This is a genomic window from Pseudomonas sp. 50_B, assembly GCF_017491625.1.
Lineage (GTDB): Bacteria > Pseudomonadota > Gammaproteobacteria > Pseudomonadales > Pseudomonadaceae > Aquipseudomonas > Aquipseudomonas danubii.
This window is the reverse complement of sequence record NZ_JAFGYX010000020.1, coordinates 14,970-30,277: the sequence shown is the minus strand read 5'-3', so window position 1 is coordinate 30,277 and position 15,308 is coordinate 14,970. Positions and strand designations below refer to the sequence as shown.

General features: G+C 65.8%; 10 protein-coding genes. 4 read left to right on the top strand and 6 right to left on the bottom strand.

The genetic code is table 11. The annotated features are described in order from the left end of the window. Position 1 precedes the first annotated feature (1 nt). Complete coding sequence (gene peaB / locus J5M73_RS23815) at positions 2–1,435, bottom strand: quinohemoprotein amine dehydrogenase maturation protein (RefSeq protein WP_207816266.1); 1,434 nt, start codon at positions 1,433–1,435, stop codon at positions 2–4. A 79-nt stretch (positions 1,436–1,514) separates the two neighbouring features. After that, complete coding sequence (peaA, locus tag J5M73_RS23810; RefSeq protein WP_102861786.1) at positions 1,515–3,095, bottom strand: quinohemoprotein amine dehydrogenase subunit alpha; 1,581 nt, start codon at positions 3,093–3,095, stop codon at positions 1,515–1,517. A 380-nt stretch (positions 3,096–3,475) separates the two neighbouring features. On the opposite strand from peaA, the gene J5M73_RS23805 reads away from it, so the two are divergent. Both J5M73_RS23805 and J5M73_RS23800 read left to right on the top strand, forming a co-directional pair. Further along, complete coding sequence (locus J5M73_RS23805) at positions 3,476–5,131, top strand: WG repeat-containing protein (RefSeq protein ID WP_102861787.1); 1,656 nt, start codon at positions 3,476–3,478, stop codon at positions 5,129–5,131. Between the two features lie 101 nt (positions 5,132–5,232). Beyond that, the gene (locus J5M73_RS23800) at positions 5,233–5,898 is read left to right on the top strand and encodes an HAD-IA family hydrolase (protein ID WP_102861788.1); all 666 of its coding nucleotides are present in this window, start codon (positions 5,233–5,235) and stop codon (positions 5,896–5,898) included. A gap of 514 nt (positions 5,899–6,412) precedes the next feature. Here the strand turns inward: J5M73_RS23800 and J5M73_RS23795 are convergent. Next, the gene (locus J5M73_RS23795; protein ID WP_102861805.1) at positions 6,413–8,128 is read right to left on the bottom strand and encodes a 2-isopropylmalate synthase; all 1,716 of its coding nucleotides are present in this window, start codon (positions 8,126–8,128) and stop codon (positions 6,413–6,415) included. A 305-nt stretch (positions 8,129–8,433) separates the two neighbouring features. Between J5M73_RS23795 and J5M73_RS23790 the strand changes: the two genes are divergently transcribed. Beyond that, positions 8,434–9,234, top strand: coding sequence for a helix-turn-helix transcriptional regulator (locus J5M73_RS23790; RefSeq protein WP_306383628.1), 801 nt, complete (start codon positions 8,434–8,436; stop codon positions 9,232–9,234). A gap of 4 nt (positions 9,235–9,238) precedes the next feature. On the opposite strand, the gene J5M73_RS23785 is transcribed toward J5M73_RS23790, so the two are convergent. From J5M73_RS23785 to J5M73_RS23775, 3 genes are read right to left on the bottom strand one after another with little or no spacing between them, the layout of a single operon-like run. After that, positions 9,239–10,828: a DHA2 family efflux MFS transporter permease subunit gene (locus tag J5M73_RS23785; protein WP_102861789.1), complete on the bottom strand. Its 1,590-nt coding sequence runs from the start codon at positions 10,826–10,828 to the stop codon at positions 9,239–9,241. Next, entirely contained in the window at positions 10,821–11,930 is a 1,110-nt protein-coding gene (locus tag J5M73_RS23780; protein ID WP_102861790.1) for an HlyD family secretion protein, read from the bottom strand. Before J5M73_RS23780 ends, J5M73_RS23785 begins: the two co-directional genes overlap by 8 nt. Next, the gene (locus J5M73_RS23775) at positions 11,927–13,405 is read right to left on the bottom strand and encodes a TolC family protein (RefSeq protein WP_102861791.1); all 1,479 of its coding nucleotides are present in this window, start codon (positions 13,403–13,405) and stop codon (positions 11,927–11,929) included. The genes J5M73_RS23780 and J5M73_RS23775 overlap by 4 nt, the downstream gene beginning before the upstream one ends. Positions 13,406–13,725: 320 nt before the next feature. Between J5M73_RS23775 and J5M73_RS23770 the strand changes: the two genes are divergently transcribed. Beyond that, a complete protein-coding gene (locus J5M73_RS23770) occupies positions 13,726–15,216 on the top strand; it encodes an aldehyde dehydrogenase family protein (protein WP_102861792.1) in 1,491 nt (496 codons plus the stop codon). Positions 15,217–15,308: the final 92 nt, after the last annotated feature.

Sequence of the window (15,308 nt, the reverse complement as noted above, 5' to 3'; positions counted from 1 at the left end):
GTCAGTGAGCCTTGCGCGGAGTGATGTAAGTGCTGATGAACGCAGGGTTGTGCGCCATGATCCGGCTGTAGACTTCGATGCCGAAATCCACCCAGTCACGCATCAGTTCGCAATAGTGATACGTCGGGTGCGCCGGGTCGCCGTAGCGGGCGTAGCTCTCGTGGTAGCAGCCACCGGAACACAGGTTGCGGATGCGGCAGCTGTCGCAACCTGTGTGGGTCCGGTCCAGGCGCTGGGACAGAAAGTCGTTGAGTTGCACCTGCTTGACCCCGCCGCCATGCACGTTGCCGAAGGTCGGCAAGGATGAGCCGGTAAAGCGGTGGCACAGGTTCAGTTCGCCCTTGTGGTCCACCGCCAGCATCTTCAACCCAGCGCCGCAGGGCAGCGCCTTCTTGTGGCCTTCATGGATGTCGGTGATCAGCTGGTGCAGGTTGGAGAAACCGATATTGCGGTGCTCCAGCGCCGCCTCCAGATAACGCCGCCCCAGGCGCTTCATGCTGGCAAAGACCTCGATCAACTCCTCGCTGCTGAGGTTGAAGCTGCTGATGTCGCCGGAGGTCACCGGGGCGAATCCCACCTCGGCAAACCCCAGCTCGTTGAACAAGTGGTCCCAGATGGTCTCAAGGTCGGTGACCCCGGTGGTCAGGGTCACCCGCGCCCCCACCGGGCGGCTGTTGTAACGCGCCAGGAGCATCTGCGCCTTGCGCCGCACCACGTCATAGGTGCCCTGCCCGCCCACAGTGATGCGGTTGCGGTCATGCACGGTCTTGGGCCCGTCGATGCTCACCGACAGCCCGAAACGATGAGCGTTGAGGTAATCCACTACCTCCTCGGTCAGCAGGGTGGCGTTGGTGGTCATGACGAACTCGACGAACTTGCCGGCCGCGCTAAAACGCTGTTCGCAGTAGTCCACCATGGCCTCGATCAGCGGCCGGTTGCTCAGGGGCTCGCCGCCGAAGAACACCACGGTGTAGCGTTCTTCGTCCGGGGATTCCTGCAGCAGCATCTCCACCGAGGCGATGGCCGTGTCCAGGCCCATCTTCTTGCCTGCCGAGGGCTTGTCCAGGTCTTCCTTGTAGCAGTAGGTGCAGCTCAGGTTGCAGCCAGTGTTGACGTTGAGCACCACGGTATTGATTGCCGTGCGCTCGACCCGCTTGACGCCGATTTCCGGGGTCAGGGGCGAGCCGTCGCTGACCAGCTCCAGGGCGATCAGCTCGCGCAGGGTGTCGCTGACATCCAAGCCGTCGTAAGCGCCAGCCAGCTGTTGGATCAAGTCTTCCGGGGTACAGCCGGGCCCGCGCAGGGCATCGATGATGCTGCAGGTCAAGGCATCGCTGGCGAACAGCGAACTGCTGGGGATATGGAACAGCATGCGGTCGGCGTCCATCTGCACTTCATGCAGGTTGCGCTCCACCAGATTCAGAATTGCGCCCATTACAACCTCCTGTGCAAGCCCCGCTTTCGGGGCCTGCGGTCATTGCCTGAAAGTGTCTGTCGGTAGCGTTCGACGGCCTTCAGGGAATGGGTGGATTGTTCCAGCGTTGCACGGTGACGATCAGTTGGCCCTCGCCGGTCAGGGCCTTGCCGGCGTCATCCACGGCGGCGATCACCTTGAGGTTGCCGGCGTTGTTGGTGGACATCTTGCGCTGCGGGTTGGGCCCCGCATCGCCGGGGGTGAACACCCCGCTGTCGGCCTGCATGCTGCCGGCGTACTTGACGTCTTCGTCCTTGGCCGCCTGCTCGTCGAAGGCCTCGACCTTCCATTGCGCCGGCATCACGCCGATGCGATAGGCCTTGCCGTCGGCGCCCTGGCCCCAGGCCTCGGCATCGAAACGCCCCTGGACCTTGGGCGTCGAACCGCCACCGTCGCCAATCCGCGCCACCGAGAACGCCGGCACCACCTTGACCTCGGCGATGCGCTGGTACACCGCCAGCGTGGCGCCCTTGAGGCTGCCGACACTGACTTCGCGCAGCCCCGGCTGGGCGCTGGCCGCCGCCTTGAGCTTGAGGCGGATGCGCTCCGGGCTCTGCTCCAGCACCTGCAGCACCTCGACGCCCTTGCCGAAGCTCGGAGTGCCGGAGAGGCCCGCGCCCACCAGGGTCACTTCGGCCTCCTCGCCAGCCTTGAGGTAACCCGGCTGCACCGCCAGCAGACGCTGGCTGCCCTGTTTGGCGGCGATGAAATCCAGGCCGCGCTCGTCGTGCTCGGCCTCGAACATCCGCCCTTGCAGGGCGTTGCCCTGGGCCGCCAGCACCTGGCGCATGACCACGCCGTCGACCGTGACATTGCCGCGCCATTCATAACCGCTGTAGAGGATCGCGCTGCCCTGGCCATTGAACGGGCTGCCATCGGCGTACTGGCCCTTGACGCTGACCTTGAACTGATCGCCTGCCTCGGCGCTGACGCTCATCACCCCGGCCAGTGCGCCCTTGCCCGGCAGATGGCCGCTGAAGCTCCAGTCGCCGGCCAGTGCCGCCGCTTGCGGGCGGGCCTGTTGCCAGGCCTTCCAGGCCGGGTTGTCGAGGGGGTAACGCTGGGCCAGCAAGGGCACCATGTCCTTGAGGGCGGTGGGCAACCACTCGCGGTCCCGGGACAGGGCCTGGTACTCCAGGGACGGCCACTGGCCGAGGTGGAAGTTCACCAGGCGCTCCCATTCCTGGGCCGGACGCCGTTGCAGGGCAATGCGCGCGCCAGAGTGACAACGGGCGCACATCTGGGTGGTCTGCTCGTCGAAGTGCTCGACGGTGTTCAGGCGCCGCTCCAGGGCGTAGCGCACGCCGTCGGTCTCGCTGGGGGCCAGGCCCTGGGTATCGGCGAGGTACTTGACCAGGGTGCGGCGCTCGTCATCGCTGATTTGCAGCCCGTGCATGACCTGCATGCGGGCAATGCTCATCAGCCAGCCTTCCGGGGTCTTGCGCTGATGGCTGATGCGGCTCAGGGCGCCCCCGGCCTCGGGGGTGTGGCAGCCCTGGCAGGTTTCCTTGAGGATGCTCTGCGCATCCCGGGCGGCGAAACTCGAAGGGGCATGCAAGGCGCTACAGGTGGCAATGGCCAGCAGGCTGGCGCTCAGCCTAAGGCGGAGTTTTCTCTTCATCAGGGTCGAACCTCCCACGGTGCTTTCTTATTTTTAGCGAGTCGTTTTTTTGGTTTCTGCCATGTCCGGCGATACCGGCCATGGAGGCAAGAGAAACGTCTGAAGCTATGCAATACACGGAGCGTGCCAGCTTACAAACCAGCGCCCGATCAATGACTTAGACAGATGCCCGGGGCGCCATCAGGCTGATGGGTGTTACTCGACGTACAATTTCGCGACAAACGTCTCAGTCTGAGACAGGGTTTAGCGCTGTACCTGTGGTTTTCTTTGCAATTGGATCTTGCATTTATCCGGCGCCACCGCAGAATCTCCCGCGCTTTGCCCGCCCCGTGTTTCGGGGCGCTCTGCACTACCCCTCATTTACAAGGAACCTGAAGTTCATGGATAGAAGCGCCTGTGCCCGTCTCGGCTCGCTGATCCTCTCGTTGTCTGCTCTGACCCTGGTTGGATGCAAGGAAGACTCCAGTCCCAAAACCACCACCCTCGCGCCGGCCCCGGCTCCGGCGGCCATGGTCATGCCGATCTGCGCCAATGGCGAATGCGCCGTACTCGACCAGAACGGTGCGGTACTGGTCAGCGCCGACAATGACTACGACGCCGTGGTCGCCATGCCCCTGGAAAAGAGCTTCCTGTTCGCCAAGGACGGCACCTGGAACCTGGCCAGCGCCGATGGCAAGCAAATCATCAAGGCCGACTTTACCGATGACCTGCGTCTGCTGACCCCCGGCCTCTTCGGCTTCGGCCAGGACGGCAAGCTGGGGATCATCGACCAGGCCGGCCAGCAGATTCAGCCACCGCGCTTCGACGATCTGTACGTGGGCGGCAACGACGATTTCATCGTCTACGAGATCGGTGGCAAGCGCGGCATTCTCAGCGCCACCGGGCAGGTGCTCACCGAAGCGGTGTTCGACAGCAGCATGGTCCGCGACGATTTCGCCAAGCGTGGCTGGTGGATGATCGCCGAGCGTGGCAGTGACAAGTGGGCGCTGAACCTCAAGACCGGCGAGCAGAAAAAGATCGACTTCGACAGCATCGACGACTTTGCCAACCAGCATATGGTGGTCAGCACCGAACAGGGCAAGGCCCTGGCCAATGCCAAGGCCCAATTGATCAGCGCCGCCACCTACAACTGGATGGGCGAGCCGGGAGACGGCCTGGTGGCCTTCCGCGAACAATACGACAGCCCCTGCGGCTACATGGACTTCCAGGGCAAGACCGTGATCCAGGCCCAGTTCGGCACCTGCCAGGTGTTCGGTAAGCAGGGCGCGCTGGTCACCGCCAAGAATGCCGACGGCAGCTCCGGCAAGGCCGGGTTCATTGACCGTCAGGGCCAGTGGAAGGTGCAGCCGGTCTATGACTCGGCAGACCCGGCCGGCTTCAGCCCCCTGGGGATGTTCAAGCAGGTATCGGGGCTGAACCAGGTCGCGGTGCTGCAGAACGTGTTCAGCGCCACCTTCGGCATCTTCGATGTGGACAAGGGCGTCGAGCTGTTCAAGCCCACCTACGCCCAGATCGGTGCGATCAACGCCGACCTGTTCGTCTTCAGCACCGCCAATAGCCCGACCAAGCAGGCCACCCTGTTCGGCCAGGCCACCCAAGTGCGCACCGTGGGCCTGATGGACGCCAGCGGCAAGGTGCTGGTGGAGCCGGGCCAGTACGTCGATATCCATCTGGATGCCAGCGGCCACTACCTGCTGGCCACCGACGACACCTCGCCCCTGGCCACCTCGGCCCTGTATGACCTCAAAGGCAAGCGCCTGATCGCCAGCAAGTGGCAGGAGCTGGTGGTGGACCAAGCCCGCGGCGCAATCTTCGGCTATGCCGTGGAAGGCCTGGGCGACGACCAGACCCGCAGCCTCAAGGCCCTGTATCGCCTGGACGGCACCCCGAGCTTCCAGGTCAGCCAGGTGGAGTGCGGCGCCGAGCAGGTACGTGACGGCCAGGACAAGGTGCTGTGGCCGGTCAACCCGCAGGAGCACTGCCCACAACCGGACGAAGAAGAAGACCAGGGCGAAGGCGACAACGCTCAGGGCTGAGGCCCTGGGCGAGCTGGTCACGGTGGCAATCAAGCCTGCTAGGATGCGGGCTTGATCGATTCAGCCAACCGGCCCGGATGGGGCCCGACAGGAACTGTCCCATGCTCAACGCTCTGCTTTTCGACCTCGATGGCACCCTGACCGATACCGACGCCCTGCACCTGCTGGCCCTGCAACAGTTGTTGCAGGAGGAGGACGGCCGGGTGTTCACCGAGCAAGAGTTCGCCGCCCACGTCAGTGGCCAGGCCAACGCCAACATGTGCCGCTACCTGTTCCCCGAGCGCAGCGTGGCGGAACATGAAGCCTTCGCCGAACGCAAGGAAGTGCGTTTTCGTCAATTGTCCCCCCAACTCAAGCCCATGCCCGGCCTGCTGCGCCTGCTGGACTTTGCCGCCGAGCACGGCATTGGCGTGTGTGTGGTGACCAACGCCCCGCGGGCGAACGCCGAGCACATGCTCAAGGTGCTGGGCCTTGAGGAGCGTTTCCAGACGGTCCTGGTGGCCGAGGAACTGCCCCGGGCCAAGCCCGATCCCCTGCCCTACCTCAGCGGCCTGGAATGCCTGCAAGCCAGGGCCGAGCATTCCCTGGCCTTCGAGGACTCGGTCCCCGGGCTGACCGCCGCGGTCAAGGCCGGCATCTGCACCTTCGGCCTGGCCACCAGCCAGCAACCACAGACCCTGCTGAATGCCGGCGCCCATCGGGTGATCCAGGACTTCGACGACCCGCAACTGTGGGCCGAGATTCATCGCCGCCTCAACCTGGCCTGAAGGACGGGCCGCCACCAAGCCGGGCCCCCATAAAGGCACGAGCATGGATCAGGTCTTGAAAGGAATGTCGCTGGAGCGTGCAGCGGGACGGTTGGCGCAGGCCAATCAGAGCGGAAACAACAGGTGAGGAGCGATAGCTGGGAAGCAAACAGGTGGGAAACAGCAGGTGGGAAACGAGAAGCAGGAAAAGGCAGGAAGGAAAAAGTGCTCGCCCATCACTTCGGCAGTGGCACCTAAGCCGAAGTACCCCCTTTGGCTGGGCGAGCAGGGAGGAATATACGCAGGTGCTGGGGACGGTCCTATCGGACAGATCCTAAAACGCCGTGCGATCTGGACAAATGACTTTAGGCTTTTTCCTCAGCACGACCTTTTTTTCACAGGACTTTCACCTCGCCTCCCTTAGATTGATTGCCATTCCTGAACGAATCCCATTTGGCCCGCCTATAGCGGGCTTTTTTTTGTCCGGGCATCCGGCGGCCGGCACAACAAAGGGCCGGCCACGGACCTGAGTCGCTCAGCGAGTCGCGGGCTCCAGGACGGATTTCGAGGCTGGGGTGAACCTCAGCACTGGTTCCGGATAAAACCGCGCCGCGGCATTGATCACCGCCTGCACCGAAGCGGTGACGGTATTGGCATGGCACCCGGCGCCAAAGCGGGAACCGGCAACCCCTGGCCACGCCGCTTCAACAATGGCCAACGCCTGTGCATCGGCCCCTGCTCCCAGGTTGCGCTCTTCAAAACTGTCGATGCGCAGGGGCAAGCCCAGGGCGGCCGAGGTCGCGGCGACAGGTCCGTTGCCCACTCCACGCAAGCACAGCGCCGGGTTCCCGGGGGTGGCGATCCGCAACTCGATGCCCTGCCCCTCGGGGGCATCGAACAATCGGTGACCGAGATACTGCAGGCCGGCCGTTGCCTGCGTGCAAGCCAGATAGGTGCGCTGGAACACCTCCCATAAAGCGTCACTGCTCAACTCGGCATCACTGGCATCGGCCAGCTTCTGCACGATGGCGCTGAATTCGATCTGCATGCGCCGAGGCATGACGATGCCGTGGTCGCGCTGCAGCAAGAAGGCGATTCCACCTTTGCCGGACTGGCTGTTGACGCGCACGATGCTGTCGTAGGTCCGCCCCAGATCCTGCGGATCGATGGGCAGATAGGGCACCTCCCAGAAACCGTCGGCCGCCTGGGCGGCAAAGCCCTTGGCGATGGCGTCCTGGTGCGAGCCGGAAAAGGCGGTGAACACCAGATCGCCGACATAGGGATGGCGCGGGTGGATCGGCAGCGCCGTGCACGCCTCGGCGACCCGGGCCACCGCAGCGATATCGGAAAAATCCAGCCCGGGGCTGATGCCCTGGGTATAGAGATTCAGGGCCAGGGTCACCAGATCCAGGTTGCCACTGCGCTCGCCATTGCCGAACAGGCAACCCTCGACCCGCTGGGCCCCGGCCAGCAACGCCTGCTCGGCACAGGCCACGCCGGTGCCCCGATCGTTGTGCGGGTGCACCGACAACGTCACCTGATCACGGCGCTCCAGACGCTTGTGCATCCATTCGATCTGGTCGGCAAAGACGTTGGCGGTGGCCACCTCGACGGTGGTCGGCAGGTTGATGATGATCGGGCGCCCGGGGCCGGCGTCCCAGGTACGGATCGCGGTGTTGCACATGCGCAGCGACACCTCAAGCTCCGCCATGCAGAAGGTTTCGGGGGAGTACTGCAACACCCATTGGGTTTCCGGGTGCTGGTCGGTCAAGTCGCGCAACAGCCTTACATGGCGCTCCACCAGGGCCTCGACCTCGTCCACCGAAAGCCCGAACACCACACGCCGCCAGACCGGGGCGATGGCGTTGTACAGGTGGACGATGACCCGGCGCGCGCCCTGCACACTGCGTACGGTTTCGCGGATCAGGTCCTCGCGCAGTTGGGTCATCACCATGGGCGTGACGTCGGCGGGAATCCGTTGCTGTTCCACAAGCTCACGAACCACCTCGAAATCGGTACGCGAAGCGGCGGGGAATCCCACTTCGATTTCCTTGAAGCCCAGGCGCACCAGCTCCTCGAACAGGCGCAGCTTGCGCTCGCGGTTCATCGGCTCGAACAGCGCCTGGTTGCCATCGCGCAGGTCGGTGGAGAGCCAGATCGGCGCCTGGGTGATGGTGCGTGACGGCCACTGGCGCGAGTCCAGGTCCACGGGGGCAAAGGCACGATATTTGGTATGGGGATGGGTGAGCATACTGACCTCGAAAGAAGCATGGAGAAGGCGATGGATCTCCCCCGCTTTCAGCATGGAAAGCGCTTCGAGGCCGGAGTCTGGGGGAGATCAGCCTGGGTGCCAGCTTCCTGGCAGCACCGGCAGACCCCGGCCGTAAGGCAGGGGTAGGGCTAGTAGCAGGGTCAGGAACCGGGGATTCATGGGCGGTGGCAACCGTCTGGACGAAAGGAATGACTGGCAGTCTAGGGGGCTGCCATCTGAATGTACTGCGCTAAACAGCCTTTTATTATCGCGAAATGGACATTTGAATTTATGATGGTCGCCCCATGATCCCTTCCGCTCCGGAGGCGCTGCGCTGCATGTCCGATCTGCTGGTTGTCTCGTCCATCGATAGCCTGGCGCTGCCGGTCACCAGCATCGCCGTGGATTACCCCAACGGCCATGCAATACCGGCCCACAGTCACCCTCGCTCACAACTGGCCTATGCCATCGAAGGCGTGCTGGTGATCGACACCGAATCCGGACGCTGGGTGGTACCGCCCAGTCGCGGGGTGTGGCTGCAGGCAGGCGTCGAACACCGGGTGCGGATGCGCGGCGCAGTGCGCATGCGCAGCCTGTTCATCAACGCTGATGCCATAGACGGCCTGCCCGAGCATGACTGCGTGATCGAGGTCTCGCCTTTGTTGCGCGAGCTGATCCTGGCCGCCGCCCAGGTCGGCACCCAGTATGCGCCGGACAGCCGCGACGGCCGCCTGATGCGCCTGATCCTCGATGAGATGCGCTCGCTGCCGGTGCTGCCGTTCAGCCTGCCCTGGCCCCATGAGCCGCGCATGCTGCGGGTGTGCCAGGCGCTGGCGGACGACCCGGCGGACAATCGCACCGCCGAGCAATGGAGCGACTGCCTGGCCATGAGCGCCAAGACCTTCCATCGCCAGTTCCAGCGCCACACCGGCATCACCTTTGGCCGCTGGCGCCAGCAGGCGCGCCTGCTGATGTCCCTGGAATGCCTGGCCGAGGGCATGCCGGTGGTGCAAGTGGCGCTGCAACACGGCTACGACAGCCAGAGCGCCTTCGCTGCCGCCTTCAAGCGCCAGTTCGGCACACCACCGTCGGAGTTCTACCGCTGAGGGCTCAGGCCCGGCGCAGCAACAGGCCGGCCACCACGCACAACAGCATGGCCAGCCCCGCCAGCAGGAAGGCATCGCTGTAGGCCAGCAGCAAGGCGTCGCGGTGCAGCACCTTGTCCATCAGGCCCAGGGCTTGCTGACGCAACGGCGCCAGCGCCGCCGAGTGCAGGGCCCTGGCGGACTCCACCGGCGCCTGGGCCAGCAGCCGCACCAGCTCCAGCAAACGCTCCTGGGTGGCCTGGGCAAACAGGTTGATGGACTCACCGATGCGCTGGGCATGAAGCTTCTCGCGCTCCACCACGATCTGGCTGGACAGCGCGATACCAATCGCCCCACCCACGTTGCGCACCATGGAGAACAGCCCGGAGGCCGAGCCCACCTGATCCTTTTCCAGCCCCTGGATCGCCATCACCCCCAGCGCCACCACCACCAGCGATTGGCCGATACCGCGCACCACCAGCGACGGTACGATGACGTTGACCGAGGCATCGGGGTTGAGGTGGATGTTCATCAGGCAGCCGATGCCGGTGATGGCGAAGCCGGCAATGATGATGGTGCGAGCGCTGGTCCAGCGCATCAGGCGCGGGGTGGCGAACGACATGACGAACTGGATCAGGCCGTAGGGGATCATCATCAAACCGATCTGCCGGGCGTTGTAGCCATGGATCTGGGCAAAGTAGTTGGGCACCAGGAACACCACGCCGAACACCACCGCACCGAAGGTGAATTGCATCAGGCTGGCAATGCCGAAGTTGTAGCGGCCCAAGAGGCGCAGGTTGATCAGCGGCTGCTCGCGGCGCAATTCGATGGCCACGAAGGCCAGTAGGCCGAGCGTGGCCAGGACCGCGCAATTGAGGATGAAGCCCGAGGCGAACCAGTCATGACGGCCGCCCTCCTCCAGCATGATCTGCAACGCCGAGAGGCCCACGGCCATGCTGGCGATCCCGCCCCAGTCGCCCTGGCGCAACCTTGCCAGGACCATGGGCTGGGGCCGCACCGACCAGCCGATGACCGCCAGCAGCAACAGCCCCGGCGGCACTTGCAGGTAGAAGATCCAGCGCCACGAATAGGCATCGGTGAGCCAGCCGCCCAGGGACGGCCCCGCCGCCTGGGCCACGTTGTTGGCCACCGCGAACAGGGCCATGCCCATGGGGTGCCGGGCCGCCGGCAGCTCGGTGACGATCAGTTGGAACGACAAGGGAATCAGCACCCCGCCAAAGGCCCCTTGCAGCACCCGGGCGAAGATCAGGCTGTGGATATTCGGTGCCAGGGAGCAGGCAATCGAGAACAGCACGAAACCGGCGGTGCCCACCATCAGCACCCGGCGCATGGAAAACACCGACACCAGCCAGCCGGTCATGGGAATGATGATGATCTCCGCCACCAGGTAGGCGGTGGTGATCCACGAGCCCTCCTCGAAGGTGGCGCCCAGGGAACCGCGTACGTCCGGCAATGAAGCGTTGGTCACGTGCACGTTCATCCCGGCCATGAAGCAGCCCACCACGCTGCCCAGCACCGCCACCCAGGTGCGCAGGGAAATCGCCTGCGCGCCCACCTCGCCCGCGGTGTCCTGTACCGCCTGGGCACTAGTCATGACGGGTATCCACGCTCACCACCACCGACATTCCGGGGCGCAGTTCTGCCTGTCGCGCCTGCCCCGGATCGAGGCGGATGCGCACCGGCATGCGCTGCACGATCTTGGTGAAGTTGCCGGTGGCGTTGTCCGCCGGCAGCAGGGCGAATTCGGCACCGGAGGCCGGGGCAAAACTCTCCACCCGGCCCAACAGCACGTGGCCGCCCAAGGCATCGACCTCGACCCGCGCCGGCTGCCCGGGGCGCATGCCGTCGACCTGGGTTTCCTTGTAGTTGGCCACCACATAGGCGTCCTCGGGCACCACCGCCAAGAGTGGCGCGCCGACTTCAACGTACTGCCCCAGGCGCAGGCGGCGCTGGCCGGCGATACCGGCCACCGGGCTGCGGATCAAGGTGCGCGCCAGATCGATACGGGCCAGCTGCCGCTGGGCACTGACCCGGGCCACGCCCGCTTCGAGCTTGTCCAGTTGCGCCCGGGCGCTTTGCTGCTCGGTATCGAGCACCTGCACCTGCTGGCGCCGCGCCGCCAGCGTAGCCCGGGCCGCCCCCAGCGCGGCATCGGCCTGACGCGCCAAGGCCGCGGCGCTTTCCAGTTGCTGCACGCTGCTGACCTGCTGGCTGGCCAGGTGCTGCTGGCGCCGCCCTTCCTGGCCGGCCCGTTGCGCCTCGGCCTCGGCAGCGCCGACCCGGGCCTGGGCCTCGGCGATCAGGCTCTGTTGCTGTTGCTGGCGGGCTGCCAGATTGGCCAGCCGCGCCTGCCCGGCACGCTGTTCGGCCAGGGCCTCGCGCAGCGCCGCCTCGGCCTGTTCGACCCGGGCCCGATAGTCGCTGTCATCGATCCGCGCCAGCAGGTCGCCGGCCTTGAGCGACTGGTTGTCCTGGACCTCGACCGTCGCCAGGTAACCGGCCACCCGGGGCGCAATGGTGACGATGTCCGCCCGCAGGTAAGCGTCGTCGGTCTCCACCAGGAAACGCCCGCTGAACCACCAGTTCAGGCACCAGGCCAGGATCAGCAACAACACCAGCGCCAACCCGGCATAACCGAGCAAGCGACGGCGGGTGACGGCTTGCGCCGGGGAAACGGAAACAGGGTTTTGGGTCATGGCACAGGCTCGTCGGAAGTTCGCAGGAAAGGGTTGGCCGCCACCCGGTTCGGCGGCGGCAGGACAATCGGCGGCGCGCTGCGCCAGCCACCGCCCAGGGCCTTGAACACCAGCACCTGGGTATCGATCACCGCCGCGTCAGCCTGCGCCGCCGCGGCCCGGGTGCGCACGGCGCTGCGCTGGGCGTCGAGGTAATCCAGGGCGCTGGAAGCACCGGCCGCGCGGGCCAGCCCGGCCAGGTGCAAGGCCTGGTGGTCGCGCTCGGCCGCCAGGTGCAGGGCCTCCTGGCGCTGCAACGCGGCCTGGTAGTCGCTCAAGGCTTGCTGCTGCTCTTTCAAGGCCGCCAGGATGCTGCGGTCAAAATCCGCCAGCGCCGCGCTTTCCCGGGCGTCGGCCTGGGCGATGCGCGCGCGGGCGGCATTGAGGTTGGGCAAGCTCCAGGACAACAGCGGCCCCAATTGCCAGACCGAAGCGTCGCGCTCATCGAAACCCGAGGGCTGGTGCGCCGACGTGTAGACCCCAGCCCCCAGGCTGACCCGCGGATAGAGGTCGGCCCGGGCCACGCCGATGCGCGCCGTGGCCGCTGCCAGCCGGCGCTCGGCCTGGCTCACATCGGGACGCCGGCGCAGCATGGCCAGGGCATCGCTTTGAGGCATGGGCGAACCCAGGCGCAGGGCCTGGTGACAAGCCTCGGCCGCCGCCGGTGCAGCGCCCGGGGGACGCCCCAGCAGTACCGCAAGCTCAGCCAGGGCCCGCTGCCGCCCGGCCTGCAACGGCGGCAAGCTGGCCTGCACCTGGCCCACCAGGCCCTCGGCGCGCACCACATCCAGAGTCACCGCGGCGCCGGCCTGATACAGCTGGGCGCTCAGGGCCCGGCCCTGCTCCACCAGCGCCAGGGACTCGCCGGCCACCTGCAGGCGCTGACCGTAGCTGCAAGCCTGCAACCAGGCGCGGGTGGTTTCCGCGGCCACCACCACCCGCAGGCCGTCCTCGGCGGCCCGCGCCGCCTCGGCATCGGCCCGGGCAGCATTCGCCAGACCGTGCAGGCGGCCGAACAGGTCAGCCTCCCACTGCACATCCAGGCCAAGCCCATAGCGGCTGCCGGTGCGAATCCGCTCGCTGTCCTGCAAGGCGGCTTCCAGCTGGTCATCCGCAGTACTGCCGTAGCCGGCCCGGGCCGTCACCTGGGTAGCGGGCTGGCGCAGGGTATCGGTTTCGCGCAGCAGCGCCCGGGCCTGCAGCAGGTTGGCTGCGGCCATCCGCAGGTCGCGGTTCTGGCTCAGGGCCTCCTGCACGGCGGCATTGAGCCCCGGGTCACGGTAGAGCTGCCACCATTGATCGAGCCCCTGCTCGGCCGCTGCATCCAGCTGGCTCACAGGCAGGGGCACAGTGCTGCCGGGCGGCCGTTCCGGCCCCAGGGTGCAGCCGGCCAACAGGGCGCACAGGGCCCATGCAGGCCTTGGGTAAATGGGCATGGGAAGTACTCACGGATTCAAAGCGGCTACTGTAGAAACCCTCACTGGCGACCGTCTAACGAGAATCTCCTTTCAATTATCGCGAAATGGTCAACTTTCACTCTGAGCCGCTTCGCCCCAGGCTTGCGGTCATGGGCCCAGACCGACGAACCGGCGCGTCTCTTGAATCTCACCGGGCTGTCGCAGTTTGCGAAAAGCCACCGCCGCGCCAGCCTCGGCAGCGCGCCCAAGCCCCCGCAATCCCGAGGCCACGCCGCCACGACGGAACTGGCATAGCCATTGCGAAAGACCCTGCCTCACCTACAACAAGAGGCTTCGCCATGGCTATTGCCCCACTGCTCGCCGCTACCACGGCGTTTATCCAGCGCGCCCCGCGCATGTTGATCGGCGCCCACTGGGTCGAGGCCGCCGATGGCCAGACCATGCCCCTGCGCAACCCCGCCACCGGCGAACAGCTGTGCCTGGTGCCCCGGGCCACGGTGGACGATGTCGATCGCGCAGTGCTGGCAGCGCGCCAGGCTTTCGACGACTCGCCCTGGACCCGCACCCGTCCCCGTGAGCGGCAGAACCTGCTGTGGAAACTCGCCGACCTGATGCAGCGCGACGCCGAACTGCTGGCCCAGCTGGAATGCCTGAACAATGGCAAGAGCGCCGCTGTGGCCCAGGCCATGGACGTGCAATTGTCCATCGACTTCTTGCGCTACATGGCCGGCTGGGCGACCAAGATCGAGGGTTCAAGCGTCGAGGTCTCGCTGCCGCTGATGCCCGACGATCAGTTCCACAGTTTCATCCGTCGCGAAGCGGTGGGCGTGGTCGGCGCCATCGTCGCCTGGAACTTCCCCCTGCTGCTGGCCTGCTGGAAACTCGGCCCGGCCCTGGCCACCGGTTGCACCCTGGTGCTCAAGCCGGCGGATGAAACCCCGCTCAGTGCGTTGAAACTGGCAGAACTGGTGCAGGAAGCCGGCTACCCCGACGGCGTGTTCAACGTGGTCACCGGCACCGGCATCACCGCCGGCAGCGCCCTGACCCGCAACCCCCTGGTGGACAAACTGACCTTCACCGGCTCCACCGCCGTGGGTAAGGAAATCGGCAAGATCGCCATGGACTCCATGACCCGAGTCACCCTGGAGCTGGGGGGCAAATCGCCGACCATCGTCATGGCCGACGCCGACCTGGGCAGTGCCGCCGCCGGGGCCGCCAGCGCGATCTTCTTCAACCAGGGCCAGGTGTGCTGCGCCGGCTCGCGGCTGTATGTGCAGCGCAAGCACTTCGACAACGTGGTGGCCGACATTGCCGGCATCGCCAATGCCATGAAGCTGGGCAACGGCCTGGACGCCAGCGTCGAGATGGGCCCGCTGATTTCCGCGCGCCAGCAGGAACGGGTCTATCGCTACATCGAGATGGGCCGGGACAGCGGCGCCACCATTGCCTGTGGCGGCGAGCAGTTCGGCCCGGGGTATTTCGTCAAGCCGACGGTGATCGTCGATGTCGACCAGAAGCACTCGCTGGTCCAGGAAGAAATCTTCGGCCCGGTGCTGGTGGCGATTCCCTTCGACGACGAGGCCGACGCCCTGCGCCTGGCCAACGACAGCCCCTATGGCCTGGGCGCAAGCATCTGGTCCAACGATCTGGCAGCGGTGCACCGGATGATTCCGAAGATCAAGTCCGGCTCGGTGTGGGTCAATTGCCACAGCGCCCTGGACCCGGCACTGCCGTTCGGCGGCTACAAGATGTCCGGGCTCGGCCGGGAAATGGGCCACGCGGCCATCGAGCACTACACCGAACTGAAATCGGTGCTGATCAAGCTCTGATCCGTGGCTGGTACAGCCTCCCCCCTCCGGACGTTCAGCGTCCTCGCCAGGGGCGCCCGATTTTTTTCGGCGCCCCCCCGGCCTTCACTCAA

Coding starts and splice junctions, on each gene's coding strand:
- peaB (WP_207816266.1), bottom strand. CDS start 1,435: ATGGGCGCAATTCTGAATCTGGTGGAGCGCAACCTGCATGAAGTGCAG.
- peaA (WP_102861786.1), bottom strand. CDS start 3,095: ATGAAGAGAAAACTCCGCCTTAGGCTGAGCGCCAGCCTGCTGGCCATT.
- J5M73_RS23805 (WP_102861787.1), top strand. CDS start 3,476: ATGGATAGAAGCGCCTGTGCCCGTCTCGGCTCGCTGATCCTCTCGTTG.
- J5M73_RS23800 (WP_102861788.1), top strand. CDS start 5,233: ATGCTCAACGCTCTGCTTTTCGACCTCGATGGCACCCTGACCGATACC.
- J5M73_RS23795 (WP_102861805.1), bottom strand. CDS start 8,128: ATGCTCACCCATCCCCATACCAAATATCGTGCCTTTGCCCCCGTGGAC.
- J5M73_RS23790 (WP_306383628.1), top strand. CDS start 8,434: ATGATCCCTTCCGCTCCGGAGGCGCTGCGCTGCATGTCCGATCTGCTG.
- J5M73_RS23785 (WP_102861789.1), bottom strand. CDS start 10,828: ATGACTAGTGCCCAGGCGGTACAGGACACCGCGGGCGAGGTGGGCGCG.
- J5M73_RS23780 (WP_102861790.1), bottom strand. CDS start 11,930: ATGACCCAAAACCCTGTTTCCGTTTCCCCGGCGCAAGCCGTCACCCGC.
- J5M73_RS23775 (WP_102861791.1), bottom strand. CDS start 13,405: ATGCCCATTTACCCAAGGCCTGCATGGGCCCTGTGCGCCCTGTTGGCC.
- J5M73_RS23770 (WP_102861792.1), top strand. CDS start 13,726: ATGGCTATTGCCCCACTGCTCGCCGCTACCACGGCGTTTATCCAGCGC.